Genomic DNA, 20549 nt, shown 5'->3' with positions numbered 1-20549 from the left:
CGGCTTGGGTGGGGTGCTGTGTTGTCCGACCGGTCGGACAGGTGTCCGACCGAGCGTGCTCGTCAGCGATCGTAACGCTCAGGGGTGAACGTGAGGCAATCCCCGTGCGTACTCCCGGCCGCGGTCCGGGCCTCGTTTACCGGGCCGCGACCAGCAGCGTACCTGCCGGGTGGGGCAGGTCGACAGGGCGAAGCACCCCGAAACGTCCCGGACTGCGGGACTCGCAGGGGCGGTCTAGTGGATGCACAGCGCCTCCCTAGTGGACCTGGACGGCCGCCGCGTCCCCGCCTGACCGGGCTCTCACAGGGCGTCCGCCGAGCGGGCCGCGCCCGTCGCCGCGCGTTCCAGCTCCTCCGCGGCCCGGTTGACCCGGCGCGCGGAGTCCGCGACCTGCCGCCCCAGCCGCTCCGCCTCCAGGAACACCCGCACCGCGAGCACCCCGAGGACCAGCAGTCCCGCAAACCCCAACGCCACCGCGCACATCGCCCAGAACATGCGCCGAGCCTAGAGGGTCCCGCGCCCGGCGGGCCGCCACGGGTCCCGCCCGGCCCAAGCCGCCATCGGCCGGGGCCTACACGGTCGAGTGCAGCCGCAGCGTGCTCACACCGCCGCCGGTGAGCAGTTCCACGATGCGCTCACCGGCGGGCTTGCGGACCAGGGTGCCGCAGTCGGGACAGGTGAAGGAGTAGAACGTCGTACGGCTGCTCGCCCCGATCGCCAGCCGCAGCGCGCCCGCCGCCAGCTCGAACCGGCCCCGGCAGTCCGGGCAGCCCGCCCGGAACACCACGGGAGCCACGCTCCGCATCCCGGCGAACGCGGCGGCAACCGACATGCCGCGCGCCCCGGGCGTCGCCGACTCGCTCACAGTCCTCGCTCCTGCCTGTCGTACCGGCCGTCGTGCACCTCACGCGCCCCGCCCGGCGACGGCCCCACGGCCGCCGCCTCGACACCGTCGTACGCCGCCAGCGCCTCCCGGGCCGCCCGGCGGGCGCTGTCGGCCAGCTCACCCGGGGCGACGATCCGGCCGTCCCGGCCGAGCCGCAGCGCCAGCCGTCTCAACGACGCCGGGTCGGGGGTGCGCAGGGTGATACGGAGCCCGCCGTCGGCAAGCTCATCGGCGCTGTCGTGCGGGTAGTACTCCGCGACCCAGCGCCCGCCCGGACCGACCTCGACGACGACCTCCGGATCCTCCGCCGCGGGCTGCACCAGCCCCTCGGACAGGTCCCGCAGCTCCACCTCCGGCGGCGCGGACGGCTCGTCCAGGACCTTGATCTCCGCGACCCGGTCGAGCCGGAAGGTGCGGCGCGCCTCCGAGCGGTAGCACCAGCCCTCCACATAGGTGTGACCGACGCTGACCAGCCGGATCGGGTCGATCTCCCGCTCGGTGACCTCGTCACGCGCCGGTGAGTAGTAGCGGATCCACAGCCTGCGCCGCTCCGAGATCGCCCGGTCGACGTCCGCGAAGACACCGCCCTCCGACTCGAACGTCACCGACAGCCGGGAACTGGCCCCGGCCGCCTCCCCCGCCGCCGCCTCCACCTTGGCCGTCGCCCGCAGCAGCGCCTGCCGGTCGCCCTCGCGCAACCCCGGCAGGGTGGCCACCGCGCGCGCCGCGACCAGCAGCGCGGTCGCCTCGTCGGCGGCCAGCCGCAGCGGCTCGGCGGCCTCCGCGCCGAGCGCGGCCGGGTTGTGCCACCAGATGCGCTCACCGTCGGTGTCGATGTCGAGCAGGTCACCGCCGCGGAAGCTCGTCCCGCACAGCGGCAGCACGTCGAGGTCGGAGATCAGCTCGTCCTCGGTGATCCCGAAGGCCCGCGCGACGTCCTCCACGCGCGCGCCGGGACGCTCCCGCAGATACGTCACCAGGGAGAGCATCCGCCGGGTCTGGTCGATGGCGTTCACGGGCCTGACCGGTTTGCCAGCCACTGTCTTTCTCCGCTCCCCCTCAGCCCTTGGCCACGGCGCGCAGCCGGTCCACCACGTCGGCCCGCAGCTCCGCCGGTTCCAGGACCACCACATCCGGCCCGAACTCCACCAGCCAGGCGTCCAGACCGTGCCCGTACGGAATCTCCAACTCGTCCCAGCCGTCGCCGAGTTCCCGCACCGAGGTGGCCTTCGCCCGCAAGGGGTAACCGGACCCCGACCGCAACCGGATCCGGGCCGTCCGGTCGGCGATCTCCCCCGCCCAGCTCGCCACCGTCTCCCGCACCGTGACCACGTCGGGGACGGGCGCGACGTACCGGCCGCCGCGGGTGCGCACCCGGCCGGTGATCCGCGACAGCCGGAACACCCGCTCCGCGCCGCGGTCCCGGTCGAAACCGGCCAGGTACCAGTGACCGCGCCAGCACTCCAGCGCCCACGGCTCCACATGCCGGGGCTCCGGCCGGGCCGCGGTCGCCTTGCGGTAGTCGAAGCCGACGGGACGGCGGTCCCGGCACGCCAGCATCAGCGGCTCGAACGCCGCCTCGTGCACCGGGATCCGCGGCTCCAGCGCGCCGTGCGCCTCGTACGGGTCGACGTCCTCGGGCAGCCCGGCCGCGCGCAGCTTCTGGAGCGCGCCGCTCGCCGCGCCCGCCAGCCGGGCCTGCTGCCACACCTTCGCCGCCAGACCGAGGGCGGCGGCCTCCTCCGCGTCCAGGGTGATCGGCGGCAGCCGGTTGCTGTCCCGGCGCGCCAGATAGCCGACCTCGCCGTCCAGGCTCTCCACGGTCTCGATGACCAGGCCCAGCTCGCGCAGATCGTCCTTGTCCCGCTCGAACATCCGGTTGAAGGCGTCGTCGGCACCGGCCGCGCTCCCGCCCGGCCGCCCGGCCGCACCGCTCCCCGGCCGCACGGTCTCGACGTAGGCCTCGATCGAGTCGCGCAGCTCCCGCTTGCTGAGTGGCCGCCTGGTCCCGAGCAGACACAGCGCCAGATTCATCAGCCGCTCGGCCTTGGCAATGGCCATCGACGCCCTTCGCCTTCCCTATGGTGCTTCCGACCGATGACCGTACCGCTCCGCGGCACCCGGACAAAAGCCGAGGGTCCATGCCCGGACGGGCATGGACCCCACACGACCGACCGCGGTCAGACCGACACCAGGTCACAGACGAAGATCAGCGTCTCACCCGGGCCGATCCGGCCACCCGCGCCCCGGTCGCCGTACGCCAGGTGCGGCGGGATGACCAGCTGGCGGCGACCGCCGACCTTCATGCCCTGCACACCCTGGTCCCAGCCCGCGATGACCTGACCGATGCCCAGCTGGAACTTCAGCGGCGTGCCGCGGTTCCAGGACGCGTCGAACTCCTCACCCGTGGAGAACGCGACGCCCACGTAGTGGACGGAGACGGTGTCGCCCGCCTTGGCGACCGGCCCGTCACCCTCCCAGATGTCCTTGATCTCAAGGTCCGCCGGGGGCTCGCCGCCCGGGAAGTCGATCTCGGGCTTCTCGATGCTCACGTCTCTAGCTCCTGCATGTATGCGAACAAGGCAACGCCCCCCAGTCTTTCATCCCCGCCCGGCAGCCGCCCGGCAGGGCGGCACCCGCCACCCCGCCCACCGCCACCCCGCCCACGGCCGCCCGGTCCCGCGGGCCGTCACATCTTGGCCAGGATGTCCACCGAGAACACCAGTGTGGAGTCCTTCTTGATGCCGCTGCCGCTCGGCGGCTGGTCGCCGTACCCCAGCTTCGGCGGGATCACGATCAGGACCCGGCTGCCGACCTTCTTGCCGGTCAGCCCCTGTGCCCAGCCCTTCACGACCTGCTGGAGCGAGAACGACGTCAGCGCCTTGCGGCCGTACGTCGAGTCGAACTCCTTGCCGCCGTCCCACAGCACGCCCTTGTACTGCACCAGCACGCTGTCCTCCGCGCCGACCTCCGCGCCGTCGCCCTCGATGACGTAGTTCGCCACCAGCTCCGTCGGCGCCTCGGCGTCCGGGACCTCGATCGACGGTGCCTTGCCGTCCTTGTTGGTGCCGACCTTCGGCAGGTCCACGTTGTCCTGCGCGACGTCCGTGCCCTCGGCGGAGCTCTTCGCGTTGAACGTGTTCTGCAGGTCGACCACGAACACCAGCGTGTCCGTGCCCTTGATGCCCGCGTTCTGGTTGCCGCTCTCGCCGTACCCCCACGTCGGCGGCACCGAGAACTGGACCCGGCTGCCCGCCTTCTTCCCCGTCAGGGCGTAGCGCCAGCCGTCGATGATGCTGCCCTGGGCGAGCTGGATCACCAGCGGCGTCTTACGGTCGTAGGAGTTGTCGAACACCTTCGCCGTGTCCCACACCTGGCCCAGGTAGTTCGCCTGGACGTAGTCGCCCTCCGCGACCGTGCGCCCGCCGCCCGCGATCAGCGTCTTCACCGCGAGCTGGTCCGAGGGGTCACCCGAGCCCTTCGCCACCGTCGGCTTCTCGTCGAACTTCGTGCCCGCCGTCACCGCGGGCAGCGGACCGTCGACGATCTTCGGCGCGGGTGCCTCGGACGACGACCCGTCCGTCGGCGACGCGCTGTCGCTGGCCTTGCCGGAATCCGAGCCCTCGTCACCGCAAGCGGCGAGCGTGGCCAGTCCGGCGGGAACGGCGATGAGAAGTGAGCGTCGGCGCACGGTGGGGGCCTCGTAATCGGTCGATCTTGTGGATGGCGTGCGCGCAACTCTACGGCGTGAGAAGGGCGCCGTACGAGAAACGTACGGCGCCCGTGTGGCGTTCCACACCGCCCCACCGGGCCCGAGGACCCCGTGGGACACCCCTCACATACCGGCGATCAGCTTCTCCACCCGGTCGTCCACCGAACGGAACGGGTCCTTGCACAACACCGTCCGCTGCGCCTGGTCGTTCAGCTTCAGATGCACCCAGTCGACGGTGAAGTCCCGGCGCTGCTCCTGCGCCCGCCGGATGAAGTCACCCCGCAACCGGGCCCGAGTGGTCTGCGGCGGCACCGACTTGCCCTCGAAGATCTTCAGGTCGTCGCAGATCCGCGCCGCCTGGCCCTTCTTCTCCAGCAGGTAGTACAGCCCACGACGACGGTGGATGTCGTGGTACGCGAGGTCTATCTGCGCGACCCGCGGATGCGACATGGTCATGTTGTGCTTGGCGCGGTACCGCTCCAGCAGCTTGTACTTCATCACCCAGTCGATCTCGGTGCCGATCCGGTCGAGATCCTCCGTCTCGATCGCGTCCAGGGTGCGGCCCCACAGCTCCAGCACCTGCTCCACCGTGCCGGTGCGGATACCGCGCCGCTCACAGAAGTCCACGGCCTTCTCGTAGTACTCCCGCTGCACCTCGAGCGCCGAGGCCTCCCGGCCGCTCGCCAGCCGCACCTTGCGGCGCCCGGTGATGTCGTGACTGACCTCACGGATCGCCCGGATCGGGTTCTCCAGCGTCAGGTCCCGCATCACCGTGCCCGCCTCGATCATGCGCAGCACCAGATCGGTCGCGCCGACCTTCAGCAGCATCGTCGTCTCGGACATGTTCGAATCGCCGACGATCACATGCAGACGGCGGTAACGCTCCGCGTCCGCGTGCGGCTCGTCACGCGTGTTGATGATCGGACGGGAACGCGTCGTCGCCGACGACACGCCCTCCCAGATGTGCTCCGCCCGCTGACTGACGCAGTACACCGCGCCCCGCGGGGTCTGCAACACCTTCCCGGCACCACACAGCAACTGCCGGGTGACGAGGAACGGGATGAGAATGTCCGCGAGCCGCGAGAACTCCCCGTGCCGCGCCACCAGATAGTTCTCGTGGCACCCGTAGGAGTTGCCCGCCGAGTCGGTGTTGTTCTTGAACAGGTAGACGTCGCCCGCGATTCCCTCCTCGTGCAGGCGTCGCTCCGCGTCCACCAGAAGACCTTCGAGAATGCGCTCGCCAGCCTTGTCGTGGGTGACCAGCTCGGTCACGTTGTCACATTCGGGTGTCGCGTATTCCGGATGTGAGCCCACGTCGAGATAGAGGCGGGCGCCGTTCCGCAGAAAGACATTGCTGCTACGGCCCCATGACACGACACGGCGGAAGAGGTACCGAGCCACCTCGTCAGGCGACAGGCGGCGCTGTCCCCTGAACGTGCACGTGACGCCGTACTCGTTCTCCAGCCCGAAAATGCGGCGGTCCATGACTGAACATTACGCCCGATCCCCGGAACTGAAACGGGGTTCGGCGGCACGATTTGGATCATTTTCCGATGAAGCCGCAACCACCCCGCCCCCGGCGGGAACTGCGAGGACCCCCTGCGCGGCCAGCAGAACCAGCAACGACACGGCCCCCGCCACCCCCGGCACCACGAAACCCCCCAGCGCCCCGCCCCACTCCACCACCGGCCCGGCGACCCCCGTCCCCACCGACGCGCCCACCGTGAACGTCGTCACCAACCACGAGAACGCCTCCGTCACCGTCCCCCGCGGCGCGTGCCGGTCCACGAGCACGAACGCGCACGCGATCGCCGGCGCCAGGAACACCCCCGCGAGCGCCGACAACGCCGTCATCGCCACCGGACCCGGCAACAGCACCAGCGGCACGTAACACACCGCCAGAAGAGCCACCAGCACCCGCAGTCGCCGCTCCGGCGGACCCACCCACTGCCGCGCCCCGTACACCGAGCCGCCCAGCAGCGCGCCCAGGCCCAGCCCCGCCATCAGCCAGCCGTACACCACGTCACCACCGTGGTCGTCCGCGTACGACACCGCCGCCACCGTGATCGACCCCAGCGCCACCCCGATGAACAGGAACGCCCCCAGCAGCACCAGCAGCCCGCGCGAGCGCAACGCGCCCAGCCAGTGCGCCTCCCGCGGCGCCGACCGCCACGCCCGCGAAGGGGCCGACACCACCACCGACAGCGCGCCCAGCACCCCGACCACGCTCAGCACCACCAGCGCCGCCCGCGCCGACCACAGCGACACGCACAACGTCACCAGCAGCGGGCCGACCGTGAACATCACCTCCTGCGCCACCGCGTCCATCGCGTACGCGGTGTGCACCTGCTCCTCCCTGCGGAGGACACTCGGCCACAGCGCCCGCAGACCGCCCTCCAGCGGCGGCGTGAACAGCCCCGCCGCCGCCACCGCGGCATACGACAGCGCCAGCAGCTCCGTACCCGTCCCCGCGAACGCCACCATCGCCAGCGCCGACAGCAGCGCCGCGGGCAACTGCACCCGCGGCTGCCCGTACAGGTCACACAGCCGCCCCAGGACCGGCTGCCCCACCGCGTTCGCGACCCCGTACACCGCCGCCAGCGCCCCCGCCAGGCTGTACGTACCGCCCTCCGCGCGGATGAACAGCACGATCGCGATCGCCGCCGTGGCGTTCGGCAGCCTCCCGACGAGCGTGCCGACCAGCAGGCGGGCGGCGTGCTGCGCCCTGAGGATCTCCAGGTATCCCGCGGCCATGACCCGCCCTTCCCGAGGTTTTACGTATAACGTCCGTCGTCATACGTACCATGTGCCCAGTTCACACGTCCAGACGAAAGAGCAGGCCCACGGTGGCACGAGGCAGCACCCGACCCACCAGCCGGGACGTCGCCCAGGCCGCCGGCGTGTCCCAGGCCGCCGTCTCCCTCGTCCTCGGCGACAAGTGGCGCGGACGCGTCTCCGAGACCACCGCCCAGCGCGTCCGGCAGGCCGCCCTCGACCTCGGCTACCGGCCCAACCTCGCCGCCCGCAACCTCCGGCTCGGCCACACCCGCACCGTCCTCCTCGTCGTCCCCGCCCTCACCACCGAATTCTTCGCCGGTGTCTACACCGGCGCGGCCCGAGTCGCCGCCGCACACGGCTTCGGCGTCGTCCTCTACCCCTCCCCCGAAGGCATCGGCCCCGCCAAGGACCCCTTCCACTCCGCCCAGGCCGCCCTCGACGGCGTCATCGCCTCCTCCATGGCCGCCGACGCCCTCACCGCCCTCCGCGGCGACCAGCTCCCCCTCGTCATGCTCGACAGCGACCCGCACGGCAGCCACGGCGCCACCACCGTCAACCTCGACATCGCCGACGGCGTCCGCCAGATCGCCGACCACCTCCTCGGCCTCGGCCACCGCGCCTTCCTGCACCTCGCCGCCGACGTCCCCTCCTGGACCTTCGACGTCCGGGCCCGCGCACTCGCCGACCGGCTCGACGCCGCCCCCGGCACCACCCTGCGCACCACCCGCGCCCCCCTCTCCATCGACGACGCCCTCACCGCCACCGAGGCCTCCCTCACCGCGGACCCCCGGCCCACCGCCATCGTCTGCGACGACGACAAACTCGCCGCGGGCGCCTACAAGGCACTCCGCCGCCTCGGCCTGCGCATCCCCGACGACGTCTCCGTCACCGGCCTCGACGACCTCGCCCTCGCCACCGCCATCGACCCCGAACTCACCACCGTCCACCTCGACGCCGAGCTCTTCGGCGAACGCGGGATGCACGCCCTCCTCGCCGTCCTGGACGGCCGCGAACCCGACCACGGCGACATCCCCGTCCACCTCGTCGTCCGCGCCTCCACAGCGCCACCACGCCCCACCTGAACGCCCTGTGCCCCGGCCGCAGGGCGGCCGGGGCACAGGAACCAGCAGGGGTGGACGGAAGGGCTACCCCTCCTCGGACCCGGACGACTCCTCGGAGCCCGCCTCCGCCTCCGGGCCCGCGTCAGCCGCCAGCAACCGCGACAGCTGACCGCCGGTGATCCGCTTGAACTTCCGCTTCTGCGGACGCGTACGGTCCAGCACCGCCACCTCCAGCCGCTCCGCGGGGATCTCCCGCTGCGTACCGTTGGTGTCCCGCGACAGCGCCTGCACCGCCAGCGTCAACGCCTCCGCCAGCGTCATACCGTCGCGGTGGCGCTGGTCCAGGTAGCCACTGATCTGCTCGGCGTTGCCACCCACCGCGACCGAACCGTGCTCGTCCACGATCGAGCCGTCGTGCGGCAGCCGGTAGATCTGGTCACCGTCCGGCGTCTCCCCCACCTCCGCGACGACCAGCTCCACCTCGTACGGCTTCTCCGCCGCCGAGGAGAAGATCGTGCCGAGCGTCTGGGCGTAGACGTTGGCCAGGCCACGGGCCGTGACATCGTCCCGGTCGTAGGTGTAACCCCGCAGATCCGCGTACCGCACCCCGCCGATGCGCAGGTTCTCGTACTCGTTGTACTTGCCGGCGGCCGCGAAGCCGATCCGGTCGTAGATCTCGCTGAACTTGTGCAGCGCGCGGGACGGGTTCTCGCCGACGAACACGATGCCGTCGGCGTACTGGAGCACGACCAGGCTGCGGCCCCGGGCGATGCCCTTGCGGGCGTACTCCGCCCGGTCGGCCATGGCCTGCTGGGGTGAGACATAGAACGGCGTCGACACCGGTTATCCGTCCCTTTCTGTGGAAGTCACTGGATCACCCTCACAAGAACCGGCCGCCGCCTACAGCAGCGCGGCCCGCGGGCCGTCGGGCTGCTCAAGGCGCCGCTCCAGCACCGAGCGGGCGATCCCGGACGACTCGTCCTCGGTGAGCCTGCGGAAACCGTCCTCGGTGATCACGGTGACGATCGGGTAGATCCGGCGGGCGACATCGGGACCACCGGTCGCCGAGTCGTCGTCTGCCGCGTCGTACAGGGCCTGCACCACCAGCGTGGTGGCGTCGTCCTCGGTCAGGTCGGCACGGAAGAGCTTCTTCATCGCGCCGCGCGCGAAGATCGAACCCGAGCCGGTGGCGGCGAAGTTGTGCTCCTCCGACCGGCCGCCCGTGACGTCGTAGGAGAAGATCCGGCCCCTGCCCCGGTCCACGTCGAACCCGGCGAACAGCGGGACGACGGCCAGGCCCTGCATCGCCATGCCCAGGTTGGACCTGATCATCGTCGACAGGCGGTTCGCCTTGCCCTCCAGCGACAGCTGGGCGCCCTCCACCTTCTCGAAGTGCTCCAGCTCCAGCTGGAAGAGCTTGACCATCTCCACGGCCAGACCCGCCGTACCGGCGATGCCGACGGCGCTGTACTCGTCGGCCGGGAAGACCTTCTCGATGTCGCGCTGGGCGATCACGTTCCCCATCGTGGCGCGGCGGTCACCGGCGAGGACGACGCCCCCCGGAAACGTCACGGCCACGATCGTGGTCCCGTGCGGCGCCTCGATCACGCCCTGCGTGGGCGGGAGTTGCCGCTTGCCCGGCAGCAGCTCCGGCTGGTGCTCGGACAGGAAGTCCATGAAGGAGGAGGACCCAGGCGTCAGGAAGGCAGCTGGTAGACGCCCGGTGCTACGAGTGTTGGCTTCCACGCGATTCCTTCCACGTATGCGGCAGCCCGCCTTATGACGTCGGGCCGATCCTTGAACTGCCCCAGCGCCGCGTTGCAGCTGAAGCACAGTACGCCACGGACCCTACCCGTCTCGTGGCAGTGATCCACATGCTCTGGCAAGGCCACGAGACAGATGCAGCAGACACCGCCCTGGGACGCGGCCAACTGGTCGCGCTCGGCCTGGGAGATGCCGTACTGACGCTTGAGGTGCCCCTCGCGGCCCTGGACGGCCCGGCAGGTCTTGCACCGCGTCGACAGGCCGTCCGGGGCGGAGGCGTTGCGGTGCCACTCGCTGTGCGGCTTGGTTTCGCCGCACGACCGACAGAGTTTGTGCCCCGGCGGCACGTCCACCTTCTCCCGGACCGGCCTGCCCAGCGCCTCCTGGCGACGCCGGTAGTGCGCGGCACTGTACGCCGCCACGCACTCCCGGCAGTACGGCTGAAGGCCATCACGCCGGTTCTTGTCGCGGGCGAAGGCGGCGAGCGGCAGCTCCCGCTGCCACTTCCCGCACTCCTTCGACTTGGACCCGCCGTCCACACCCACCCCCGTAGACCTTCATTCCGAAGGCTAGATCGCTAGATGACCTTCACTCTCCGCCTTTTTGCACGAAGCTTCGCACGAAATCCTCGGCGTTCTCTTCGAGTACGTCATCGATTTCATCGAGGACGGAGTCCACGTCATCGCTGAGCTTCTCCTGGCGCTCCTTGAGGTCCTCCGACCCCTGCGCCTCGGTCGTCTGCTCCTCGACCTCCTCCGTGGAGCGCGTCGCCTTCTGCTGCCCGCCGCTGGTGTCCTTGGTCGCCATCACCCTCACCCCGCTCGGTTCGCCCGACATGGTCGGCAGGACGGCTTTCCTGCCGTTCGGTCTTGATCAGACCCTACAAGGCCGGTCTGACAACGGCCCTGCCGTTGCTACAACGCGCGAGGGCCACCTCGATGATTCCCGGCCGAGGCGGTTTCCACCCCGGCCGGGCGTCTGCTCCGTGTACCCGCTCAGCCGCCGGACAAGACCCTGACCAGGTCTTCCGCGGTACGGCAGCGGTCCAGCAGTGCCTTGACGTGATTACGCGTTCCGCGAAGCGGTTCCAGGGTTGGGACCCGCTGGAGGGAGTCCCGACCCGGGAGGTCGAAGATCACGGAGTCCCAGGAGGCCGCGGCGACGTCGTCGGCGTACTGCTCAAGGCAGCGTCCGCGGAAGTAGGCGCGGGTGTCCTCGGGCGGCTTGACCTTGGCCTGCTCGACCTCGGTCTCGTCCAGGAGGCGCTTCATCCGGCCGCGGGCGGCCAGACGGTTGTAGAGGCCCTTCTCGGGGCGTACGTCGGCGTACTGGAGGTCGACGAGGTGCAGCCGGGCGGCGTCCCAGTCGAGGTCGTCGCGGCGGCGGTAGCCCTCCATGAGTTCCCGCTTCGCCACCCAGTCCAGCTCGCCCGCGAGGCTCATGGGGTCGCGTTCGAGGCGGTTGAGGGTGTCCTCCCAGCGGGCCAGCACGTCCTTGGTCTGGTCGTCGGCATCGGCGCCGAACCGCTCCTCGACGTACTTGCGGGAGAGTTCGTAGTACTCCATCTGGAGCTGTACGGCGGTGAGGGTGCGGCCGCTGCGGAGGGTCACCAGGCGCTTCAGCGACGGGTCGTGGGAGACCTGGTGGAGGGTGCGGACGGGCTGGTCCACGGCGAGGTCGACGGCGATGAAGCCGTCTTCGATCATGGACAGGACGAGCGCCGTCGTGCCCAGTTTGAGGTAGGTGGAGATCTCCGAGAGGTTGGCGTCGCCGATGATCACGTGCAGGCGGCGGTACTTCTCGGCGTCGGCGTGGGGCTCGTCGCGGGTGTTGATGATGGGGCGCTTGAGGGTGGTCTCCAGGCCGACCTCGACCTCGAAGTAGTCCGCGCGCTGGCTGAGCTGGAAGCCGTGTTCGTGGCCGTCCTGGCCGATGCCGACGCGACCGGCGCCGGTGAAGACCTGGCGGGAGACGAAGAAGGGCGTGAGGTGGCGCACGATGTCGGAGAACGGGGTCTCCCGCTTCATCAGGTAGTTCTCGTGCGTGCCGTAGGAGGCGCCCTTGTTGTCGGTGTTGTTCTTGTAGAGGTGGATGGGCTGGGCGCCGGGGAGCGCGGCGGCGCGTTCGGCGGCCTCGGCCATGATGCGTTCGCCCGCCTTGTCCCAGAGGACGGCGTCGCGGGGGTTGGTGACTTCGGGGGCGCTGTATTCGGGGTGTGCGTGGTCGACGTAGAGCCGGGCTCCGTTGGTGAGGATGACGTTGGCCAGGCCGATGTCCTCGTCGGTGAGCTGGCTGGCGTCGGCGGCCTCGCGGGCGAGGTCGAAGCCTCGCGCGTCGCGCAGGGGGTTCTCCTCCTCGAAGTCCCAGCGGGCCCGGCGGGCCCGGTGCATCGCCGCGGCGTAGGCGTTGACGATCTGGGATGAGGTGAGCATGGCATTGGCGTTGGGGTGGCCGGGAACGGAGATCCCGTACTCCGTCTCGATGCCCATTACTCGCCGTACGGTCATGCGGCCCTCCTTGCCCGGCGGCGCCCTCGGTCGTGGACGCCACTCACGTACCGCTGGCGCTCGGTTGCGTGTGCGGTGCCCGTCCCCGCACTGCGCGACTCGGCGGTATGGAAGAGCCTAGAACGCCTCTGCGCCGGTGGGGAGATCATTTGCGTCATTGCCTTGCTCCAGCCTCCCTGGAAAAGCAGTCGGCTGCGGGTACCCGGAGAGGGGACCCGCAGCCGCCCTGGCTTTTACAGGTACTGTCCGGTGTTCGCCACCGTATCGATGGAGCGACCCGTGTCCGCGCCCTGCTTTCCGGTGATCAGGGTACGGATGTAAACAATCCGCTCGCCCTTCTTTCCGGAGATGCGGGCCCAGTCGTCGGGGTTGGTCGTGTTGGGCAGGTCCTCGTTCTCCTTGAACTCGTCGACACATGCCTGGAGCAGGTGGGAGACCCGGAGGCCCTTCTGATTCTTTTCGAGGAAGTCCTTGATCGCCATTTTCTTGGCGCGGCCCACGATGTTCTCGATCATGGCGCCGGAGTTGAAGTCCTTGAAGTAGAGGACTTCCTTGTCACCATTGGCGTAGGTCACCTCAAGGAAGCGGTTCTCCTCCGATTCGGCGTACATGTGTTCCACGGCCGTCTGGATCATGCTCTGGACGGTCATGGACTTGTCGCCGCTGTGCTCGGTGAGGTCGTCCCCGTGGAGGGGGAGACGCTCGGTGAGGTACTTGCCGAAGATGTCCTTGGCCGCCTCGGCGTCGGGACGCTCGATCTTGATCTTCACGTCGAGTCGGCCGGGGCGCAGGATGGCGGGGTCGATCATGTCCTCGCGGTTGGAGGCGCCGATGACGACCACGTTCTGCAGGCCCTCGACGCCGTCGATCTCGGCGAGGAGCTGCGGGACGATGGTGTTCTCGACATCGGAGCTGACGCCGGAGCCGCGGGTGCGGAAGAGGGACTCCATCTCGTCGAAGAAGACGATGACGGGGGTGCCCTCGCTGGCCTTCTCGCGGGCACGCTGGAAGACGAGGCGGATCTGCCGCTCGGTCTCGCCGACGTACTTGTTGAGCAGCTCGGGGCCCTTGATGTTGAGGAAGAAGCTCTTGCCCGCGGCCTGGCCGGTGACCTCGGCGACCTTCTTGGCCAGCGAGTTGGCGACGGCCTTGGCGATGAGCGTCTTGCCGCATCCGGGGGGTCCGTAGAGGAGGACTCCCTTGGGCGGGCGCAGTTCGTGCTCGCGGAACAGGTCGGGGTAGAGGTACGGAAGCTCGACCGCGTCGCGGATGGCTTCGATCTGGTTGCCGAGGCCGCCGATCTGCTCGTAGCCGATGTCGGGGACCTCTTCGAGGACGAGTTCCTCGACCTCGCTCTTGGGGACGACCTCGTAGACGTAGCCGGAGCGGGGTTCGAGCAGCAGGGCGTCGCCGGGGCGGATGGTGACGTCCAGCAGCGGCTCGGCGAGCCGTACCACCCGTTCCTCGTCGGTGTGCCCGAGCACCAGGGCGCGCTCGCCGTCCTCAAGGATCTCCTTGAGGGTGACGATGTCCCCGACGCGCTCGAACTTCATGGCTTCGACCACGTTGAGTGCTTCGTTGAGCATGACTTCCTGGCCACGCCGCAGCTCTTCGAGGTCGACGCTGGGGCTGACGTTCACGCGGAGTTTGCGGCCTCCGGTGAAGATGTCGGCGGTGCCGTCCTCGTTCGCCGTGAGGAAGACGCCGAACCCGGCGGGCGGCTGGGCGAGCCGGTCGACCTCTTCCTTGAGGGCCACGATCTGGTCGCGGGCCTCACGGAGCGTGTTGGCGAGTCGCTCGTTCTGGGCGGACACGCCGGCCAGATTCGTCTGAAGCTCGACGATCCGCTCTTCGAGAATCCTCGTGTGCCGCGGAGAGTCGGCGAGCTTGCGTCGCAGGACGGCGATCTCCTGCTCAAGGTAGGCGATCTGCCCGGCCGGGTCTTCGGACCCTCGTCCCGGGCGGATGCCGCGGTTCATGTCGTCGTCGTGGGCTGCCACGGTCCTCACCTCCTCCAAGGGGAGCTGGACGCTTCCAGACCCTACCTGGGTGGGTGTCGATTGAAACCCCTAGATCACAAAGACGGTCGGGGTGTGTCCGATCTTCACCCTTGCGCTCTCCCTCACGCCAGGGGAATACCCACCGAACGTGATTGGAAAGCTGCCGGAGGTAGGGTCGAAGTGTTCAACACCCGTCAGAGCTGGCCGGATTCCCGTTCGGTCCGGCGGAGAAACGGCAGGAGCGGATGGCTGTGCAGCAGGAGACCGTGGTCGACGGTGGGGCTCTGGAGGTCTGGATCGACCAGGACCTCTGTACCGGCGACGGTATCTGCGTCCAGTACGCGCCCGAGGTGTTCGAGCTGGACATCGACGGTCTGGCCTATGTGAAGGGCGCGGACGAGGAGTTGCTGCAGGGCAGGGGCGCGACGACGCCGGTGCCGCTGCCGTTGCTGACGGACGTGGTCGACTCGGCGCGGGAGTGTCCGGGTGAGTGCATCCACGTGCGTCGCGTTTCGGACAGGGTGGAGGTCTACGGCCCGGACGCGGAGTGACCGGATTCGTACGGTCCGTAGTCACTGTCTGTTTTCTCACACCCGTGGTCGCGTGGGTCACACGCTGCGCGCCCCGGCGGGTGTCGAGCGGACGAACGCGCCGTCGCGCCACTGCCACTTCGTGTCGTCGTGGACGTCGGGGCAACAGGTGGGCACGTCGGCCGTGGAGTAGCCGTGCAGGGTCGCGCGGACGGTGCCGTCACGGACGGTGAAGTCGCTGACGGTGACCCGGTCCTCGGGGTCGACGAGGGTGGCCACCAGGCGGGGTTGGGCTCCGTCGGCGCCGCGCGTGAGGACGTACACGCCGTCGGGCGGGGTGCTCATTCCGGCGTCGCAGTGCACCACGGCGACGGTCTCGGGCCGGCCGTCGCCGTCGAGGTCACCGGACGCCTGGTGGGCGACGACGGTGGTCACGGGGCCGCAGTCGAGGGGGAAGTCGACGCCGTCGGTGGTCGGCGGCGGTCCGGCGGCCGTGGTCTTCCGGGACTCGCCCGCGGGGGGCTGCGCGGCCGTGGCCGGGTCGGGCTGGAGCACGGAGGACAGGGCGACGACCCCGGCGACCGCCGTGGCGGTGGCGAGCCAGTGGATGGGGTGGGCGTGGGCGTGGGCGTGGGCCAGTTCCGGAACGGCGGGTTGCTGCACGAGGAGTGTCTCCTGTGAGGGCTGTGCCGGTGGGGGTGGCTGCATCGTGCCACACGTCACAGTGCGGGGGAACGCCGGGGTGGGCACTCGTACGGTTTCGGCCCGGGTCAATGCGACGGCGCCGGGCCCGACTTCCCGCGCTGGTGGGGGAACTCGGGCCCGGCGCCGTGACGTTGTACGCGGCAGGGGGCCGCCGCTCCGGCGGCCGACGCCCCCGCTCTATCGGCCGACGCCTCCGTCGGCGTTGGGGCCGGAGTAGTCCTCGCCGTAGGCGCCCTTGGCGGGGCGGCGGCGGCGCATGGGCGGTTCGACGCCGTCGGCGAGGCGGCGGGCGGTGAGGAGGAAGCCGGTGTGCCCGATCATGCGGTGGTCGGGGCGGACGGCGAGGCCCTCGATGTGCCAGTTGCGGATCATCGTCTCCCAGGAGGTCGGCTCGTTGAAGCAGCCGATCTCGCGGATGGACTCCACGGTCCGGGCGAGCTGGGTGGTGGTGGCGACGTAGCAGCAGACGATGCCGCCGGGGACGAGCGCCTTGGAGACGGCCTCCAGGCACTCCCAGGGGGCGAGCATGTCGAGGATGACGCGGTCGACGTCGGTGTCGCTCAGGTTGTCCTGGAGGTCGCCGACGGTGAGCTGCCAGGCGGGGTGGGGGCCGCCGAAGTAGCGCTCGACGTTGGCCTGCGCGATCTCGGCGAAGTCGGCGCGGCGCTCGTAGCTGTGCAACATGCCCTGGTCGCCGATGGCGCGCAGCAGGAAGCTGCTGAGCGAGCCGGAGCCGACGCCCGCCTCGACGACGCGCGCGCCGGGGAAGATGTCGGCGAAGGCGAGGATGTGTCCGGCGTCCTTGGGGTAGACGACGGCCGCCCCGCGGGGCATGGACAGGACGTAGTCGGGGAGCAGGGGGCGCAGCGCGAGGTAGGCGACGTTCCCGGTGGTGCGGACAACGCTGCCCTCGGGTGCGCCGATCAGTTCGTCGTGCGGGAAGGAACCCTTGTGGGTGTGGAAGTTCTTCCCGGCTTCGAGCGTGAACGTGTAGTGGCGGCCCTTGGGGTCGGTCAGCTGTACCTGGTCCCCGACCTTGAAGGGCCCGCGACGGCGGGCGGCACCGGTCGGTTCGGACATGTGACCAGCCTACCGGGCCTGGCGGGGGCCGCCGACCACGGCCGGGTGCGGGTGGTCAGGAGGGGCGGGCCATGGCCTTGACGAAGGCGCGCTCGACGTCGGCGGCGGAGAGGACGCCGTAGATCTCGCCGGTGTCCTCGACGACGAGGTACTCGGTGGCGGGGGTGGCGCGCAGCACTTCGAGGAGGTCCTCCCCGGCGAGTTCGGCGGAGACGCGCATTCCGTCGGTGAGGTCCTGGGCGAGGCCGCTGACGGCGACCCAGGGGCGGCGGTGTTCGGGTACGCCGACGATGGCGGCCTCGCGGACGAGGGAGACGGGGGTGCCGTCGCCGTCGACGACGACGAGGGCGCGGGCTCCGGCGGCGTTGGCCTGGCGGAGGGCCTCGGAGAGGGGGGTGTCGGTCTGGACGGGGACGGCGCGGCGGGTGAGGGCGCGGGCGCGCAGTTCGGGAAGGTGTTCGCGCAGGCGGGCGACGCGGAGGCTGTTTCCGGCGCCGGTCCAGATGATCGCGGCGAGGATCGCGGCGAGCAGGGCGTCCATGACGGTGTCCATGCCGACGTTGTCGACGGCGTCGCTGCCGAGGGCGCCGGACTGGGTGAGCCAGGGCAGGCCGATGAGGACGGCGACGGCGAGGGCGCGGCCGAACCAGGCGGCGGCGATGGTGCCGCTCATGGGTTTGCCGGTGATCTTCCAGACGACGGCGCGGAGCATCCGGCCGCCGTCGAGGGGGAGGCCGGGCAGCAGGTTGAAGGCGGCGACGATCAGGTTGGAGATCATCAGTCCGGCGAGCAGGACGCCGGGGACGGTGCCCGGCTCGACGGTCTGCATGGCGGCGTAGAAGACACCGGCGAGGACGAGGGAGAGCAGGGGGCCGACGAAGGCGAGGACGAACTCGCGGCCGGGGGTCTCGGCCTCCTTCTCGATCTCGGAGACGCCGCCGAAGAACTGGAGCTGGATGCGGCGGACCGGGAGTTTGAAGCGGAGGGCGGCGACGGTGTGGGCGAGTTCGTGGACGAGGACGGAGGCGTAGAAGGCGACGGCGAAGAAGAGGGAGACGAGGTAGCGGGCGCCGCCGAGTTCGGGCAGGACGCGGTCGAGCTGTCCGCCGAAGACCCAGGTGATCAGGGCGGCGACGAGGAACCAGCTGGGGGCGACGTACACGGGTACGCCGAAGGGCCGCCCCATGAGCAGTCCGCCCCGGGGTTCGGGTCCCCGCGCGGGTCCCTTGCCTCCGGTGTGGGCGTGGGGCCGTTCCGGGACCGGGTTCGGTGGGGTGGGCTGCCGCTCGTCCCGACCTTTCCGACCGTCCTGGTCGTCCCGGCCGTCCCGGCCTTCCCCGTGGTCGCTCGGCGTCACGGGCGGCGGGGTGGTGTCCCCCTCGTCGGGGGCGCTGGTCTGCTCGTCGGGGCTGGCGGGCTGTGCGGTGGCGTCGTCGGGTTCCGTGGTGGGCCGGGGTGTCTGGTCGGCGCTGTTCTCGGCCGGCTGGTCCCTGTCGGACCGCGGCTGCCCGCTCCCGCCGCTCACGTCCACGGTTTCCCCTCGTTCGAAGCGTCTCCCGCGCCTGCCGGGCGGAAGGGTCTGAGGTCGATGGTATGCGTCCACCGGGGCGTGTTCCGCCCCGGCACCCCCTCCTGTTCTCACGGTTGCCGCGGGAGCGGTGGCGGCGGTCGAGTGACTGTCAGTGGTGGGCCGTAAGGTCTGTGGTCATGGAGACGAGGACCGAGGGCGACATGAGGGCCCCCAGCGACGCCGCCGCGGCGGTACGGCCGCCTGCCGTGACGGAGCCGGAGGAGCCCAGAGCGGCGGTCGCGCCCGCGTCCCTGTCGCCCTCGCGTGCCGGTGACTTCATGCAGTGTCCGCTGCTGTACCGCTTCCGGGTGATCGACAAGCTGCCGGAGAAGCCCAGCGAGGCGGCGACTCGGGGCACGCTGGTGCACGCGGTGCTGGAGCGGCTCTTCGACGCCCCGGCCGGGGAGCGTACGGCGCCCCGGGCCAGGTCGCTGATCCCGGCGCAGTGGGAGCGGCTGCGCGCCTCCCGGCCGGAGGTGGTGGAGCTGTTCGCCGACGATCCGGACGGGGAGCGGCTGGCGCGCTGGCTGTCGGAGGCGGAGCGGCTGGTGGAGCGGTGGTTCACGCTGGAGGACCCGACGCGGCTGGAGCCCGCCGAGCGGGAGCTGTTCGTGGAGGCCGAGCTGGACTCGGGGCTGCGGCTGCGCGGGATCATCGACCGGGTCGACGTGGCGCCGACGGGTGAGGTGCGGATCGTCGACTACAAGACGGGCAAGGCACCCCGGCCGGAGTACGCGGACGGGGCGCTGTTCCAGATGAAGTTCTACGCGTTGGTGGTGTGGCGGCTGAGGAAGGTCGTCCCGCGTCGGCTCCAGCTGGTCTACCTCGGCAGTGGTGACGTGTTGACGTACGACCCGGTCCTCGCCGATCTGGAGCGGGTGGAGCGGAAGCTGCTGGCGCTGTGGGAGGCGATCCGGCAGGCGACCGAGAGCGGTGACTGGCGGCCCCGGCCGACGAAGCTGTGCGGCTGGTGCGATCACCAGGCGCACTGTCCGGAGTTCGGCGGCACTCCCCCGCCCTATCCGCTGCCGGTCAGGGTGGCGGAGTCCGGTGGGGGCGCGCAGGGCAGAATGGGGCCGGACTAGCCGAAGGAGACTTACGTGGCCATCCGTGTCCTACTGGTCGACGACCAGCCGCTGCTGCGCACGGGCTTCCGGATGATCCTGGAGGCGGAGCAGGACCTCGCGGTCGTGGGTGAGGCCGGGGACGGCCTCCAGGCGCTCGACCAGGTGCGGGCGCTCCAGCCCGATGTGGTGTTGATGGACATCCGTATGCCGCGGATGGACGGTGTGGAGGCGACCCGGCAGATCACGGGCCCGGGTCGGGACGGTCCGGCGAAGGTGCTGGTGCTGACGACGTTCGACCTGGACGAGTACGTGGTGGAGGCGTTGAAGGCGGGCGCCAGCGGTTTCCTGCTGAAGGACGCCCCGGCCAACGAGTTGGTGCAGGCGATCCGGGTGGTGGCCGCGGGTGAGGCGATGCTGGCGCCGAGTATCACGCGGCGGCTGCTGGACAAGTACGCGACGCATCTGCCGTCGGGGGACGAGCCGGTGCCGGACACCCTGGGCACGCTGACGGAGCGTGAGGTGGAGGTGCTGAAGCTGGTGGCGCGCGGGTTGTCGAACGCGGAGATCGCCGCTGATCTGTTCGTCAGTGAGACGACGGTGAAGACGCACGTGGGGCATGTGCTGACGAAGCTGGGGCTGCGGGACCGGGTGCAGGCGGCGGTGTACGCGTACGAGAGCGGGCTGGTGCGTCCCGGCGCGCAGTAGCCGTCGCGGGAGACGAGGAGAGGGCGCCCCCCTTCGGGCCTGATGGGGGGCGCCCTCGTCGTGGGTGCGGGCCTGGGGGGCCTCGCGCAGTTGCCGGAAGCGGAACACGGTGGAGGCGTCCAGGCAGTACTCCAGGCCGTGGGCGCCGTCGCCGACGACGGCGTCCTGCTTGCCCTGCCGGACG

At 70.5% G+C, this 20549-nt stretch carries 21 protein-coding genes; 4 read left to right on the top strand and 17 right to left on the bottom strand.

From position 1 onward, the window contains the following. Nucleotides 1-300: 300 nt before the first annotated feature. The 8 genes from ABZ659_RS14500 to ABZ659_RS14465 form a co-directional block, all read right to left on the bottom strand. Entirely contained in the window at nucleotides 301-495 is a 195-nt protein-coding gene (locus ABZ659_RS14500) for a hypothetical protein (protein WP_360218336.1), read from the bottom strand. Nucleotides 496-571: 76 nt separating this feature from the next. Beyond that, nucleotides 572-865, bottom strand: coding sequence for a hypothetical protein (locus tag ABZ659_RS14495; protein WP_360218333.1), 294 nt, complete (start codon nucleotides 863-865; stop codon nucleotides 572-574). Next, entirely contained in the window at nucleotides 862-1926 is a 1065-nt protein-coding gene (locus tag ABZ659_RS14490; RefSeq protein WP_360218330.1) for a WYL domain-containing protein, read from the bottom strand. Before ABZ659_RS14490 ends, ABZ659_RS14495 begins: the two co-directional genes overlap by 4 nt. Before the next feature lie 19 nt (nucleotides 1927-1945). Then, nucleotides 1946-2947 carry a WYL domain-containing protein gene (locus ABZ659_RS14485; protein WP_360218327.1) on the bottom strand — a complete coding sequence of 334 codons (1002 nt, stop codon included), beginning with the start codon at nucleotides 2945-2947 and terminating at the stop codon, nucleotides 1946-1948. Between the two features lie 119 nt (nucleotides 2948-3066). Continuing rightward, nucleotides 3067-3438 (bottom strand): FKBP-type peptidyl-prolyl cis-trans isomerase, encoded by a 372-nt coding sequence (locus tag ABZ659_RS14480; protein ID WP_360218324.1) that lies wholly within the window; start codon nucleotides 3436-3438, stop codon nucleotides 3067-3069. A gap of 137 nt (nucleotides 3439-3575) precedes the next feature. Then, on the bottom strand, nucleotides 3576-4577 hold the full coding sequence (locus ABZ659_RS14475; protein ID WP_360218321.1) for an FKBP-type peptidyl-prolyl cis-trans isomerase: 1002 nt from the start codon (nucleotides 4575-4577) through the stop codon (nucleotides 3576-3578). A gap of 144 nt (nucleotides 4578-4721) precedes the next feature. Continuing rightward, complete coding sequence (pafA, locus tag ABZ659_RS14470; RefSeq protein ID WP_360218318.1) at nucleotides 4722-6083, bottom strand: Pup--protein ligase; 1362 nt, start codon at nucleotides 6081-6083, stop codon at nucleotides 4722-4724. A 9-nt stretch (nucleotides 6084-6092) separates the two neighbouring features. Beyond that, nucleotides 6093-7352 (bottom strand): MFS transporter, encoded by a 1260-nt coding sequence (locus tag ABZ659_RS14465; RefSeq protein ID WP_360218315.1) that lies wholly within the window; start codon nucleotides 7350-7352, stop codon nucleotides 6093-6095. Nucleotides 7353-7444: 92 nt separating this feature from the next. Between ABZ659_RS14465 and ABZ659_RS14460 the strand changes: the two genes are divergently transcribed. After that, on the top strand, nucleotides 7445-8458 hold the full coding sequence (locus ABZ659_RS14460) for a LacI family DNA-binding transcriptional regulator (protein WP_360218312.1): 1014 nt from the start codon (nucleotides 7445-7447) through the stop codon (nucleotides 8456-8458). A gap of 63 nt (nucleotides 8459-8521) precedes the next feature. Here ABZ659_RS14460 and prcA read toward each other — a convergent pair whose 3' ends face one another. From prcA to arc, 6 genes are all read right to left on the bottom strand, one after another. Next, complete coding sequence (prcA, locus tag ABZ659_RS14455) at nucleotides 8522-9277, bottom strand: proteasome subunit alpha (RefSeq protein ID WP_360218309.1); 756 nt, start codon at nucleotides 9275-9277, stop codon at nucleotides 8522-8524. A 60-nt stretch (nucleotides 9278-9337) separates the two neighbouring features. After that, nucleotides 9338-10183, bottom strand: coding sequence for a proteasome subunit beta (gene prcB / locus ABZ659_RS14450; RefSeq protein ID WP_360218306.1), 846 nt, complete (start codon nucleotides 10181-10183; stop codon nucleotides 9338-9340). Further along, complete coding sequence (locus ABZ659_RS14445) at nucleotides 10135-10740, bottom strand: endonuclease VII domain-containing protein (RefSeq protein WP_360218564.1); 606 nt, start codon at nucleotides 10738-10740, stop codon at nucleotides 10135-10137. Before ABZ659_RS14445 ends, prcB begins: the two co-directional genes overlap by 49 nt. 49 nt (nucleotides 10741-10789) lie before the next feature. Then, nucleotides 10790-11008 (bottom strand): ubiquitin-like protein Pup, encoded by a 219-nt coding sequence (locus tag ABZ659_RS14440; protein ID WP_360218303.1) that lies wholly within the window; start codon nucleotides 11006-11008, stop codon nucleotides 10790-10792. Nucleotides 11009-11196: 188 nt separating this feature from the next. Next, on the bottom strand, nucleotides 11197-12708 hold the full coding sequence (gene dop, locus ABZ659_RS14435) for a depupylase/deamidase Dop (RefSeq protein ID WP_360218300.1): 1512 nt from the start codon (nucleotides 12706-12708) through the stop codon (nucleotides 11197-11199). A 233-nt stretch (nucleotides 12709-12941) separates the two neighbouring features. Further along, on the bottom strand, nucleotides 12942-14708 hold the full coding sequence (gene arc / locus ABZ659_RS14430; protein ID WP_360218297.1) for a proteasome ATPase: 1767 nt from the start codon (nucleotides 14706-14708) through the stop codon (nucleotides 12942-12944). Between the two features lie 245 nt (nucleotides 14709-14953). Between arc and ABZ659_RS14425 the strand changes: the two genes are divergently transcribed. Then, nucleotides 14954-15259, top strand: a complete 306-nt coding sequence (locus ABZ659_RS14425) for a ferredoxin (protein WP_360218294.1) — start codon at nucleotides 14954-14956, stop codon at nucleotides 15257-15259. Nucleotides 15260-15316: 57 nt separating this feature from the next. Here ABZ659_RS14425 and ABZ659_RS14420 read toward each other — a convergent pair whose 3' ends face one another. The 3 genes from ABZ659_RS14420 to ABZ659_RS14410 form a co-directional block, all read right to left on the bottom strand. Then, nucleotides 15317-15901 (bottom strand): hypothetical protein, encoded by a 585-nt coding sequence (locus ABZ659_RS14420; RefSeq protein ID WP_360218291.1) that lies wholly within the window; start codon nucleotides 15899-15901, stop codon nucleotides 15317-15319. A gap of 219 nt (nucleotides 15902-16120) precedes the next feature. Next, nucleotides 16121-17023: a tRNA (adenine-N1)-methyltransferase gene (locus ABZ659_RS14415; protein ID WP_360218288.1), complete on the bottom strand. Its 903-nt coding sequence runs from the start codon at nucleotides 17021-17023 to the stop codon at nucleotides 16121-16123. Nucleotides 17024-17078: 55 nt separating this feature from the next. Next, complete coding sequence (locus ABZ659_RS14410; protein ID WP_360218285.1) at nucleotides 17079-18554, bottom strand: site-2 protease family protein; 1476 nt, start codon at nucleotides 18552-18554, stop codon at nucleotides 17079-17081. 176 nt (nucleotides 18555-18730) lie between these two features. Here ABZ659_RS14410 and ABZ659_RS14405 point away from each other — a divergent pair, with 176 nt between their 5' ends. Together ABZ659_RS14405 and ABZ659_RS14400 are read left to right on the top strand one after the other, a co-directional pair. Continuing rightward, complete coding sequence (locus tag ABZ659_RS14405) at nucleotides 18731-19678, top strand: RecB family exonuclease (RefSeq protein ID WP_360218282.1); 948 nt, start codon at nucleotides 18731-18733, stop codon at nucleotides 19676-19678. 15 nt (nucleotides 19679-19693) lie between these two features. Beyond that, nucleotides 19694-20365, top strand: a complete 672-nt coding sequence (locus ABZ659_RS14400; RefSeq protein WP_360218279.1) for a response regulator transcription factor — start codon at nucleotides 19694-19696, stop codon at nucleotides 20363-20365. The last annotated feature ends 184 nt before the right edge of the window (nucleotides 20366-20549 follow it).

The sequence above is a fragment of the Streptomyces sp. NPDC006997 genome, from assembly GCF_040635175.1.
In the GTDB taxonomy this organism is placed as follows: domain Bacteria; phylum Actinomycetota; class Actinomycetes; order Streptomycetales; family Streptomycetaceae; genus Streptomyces.
This window is presented reverse-complemented; position numbering and strand designations above follow the sequence as displayed.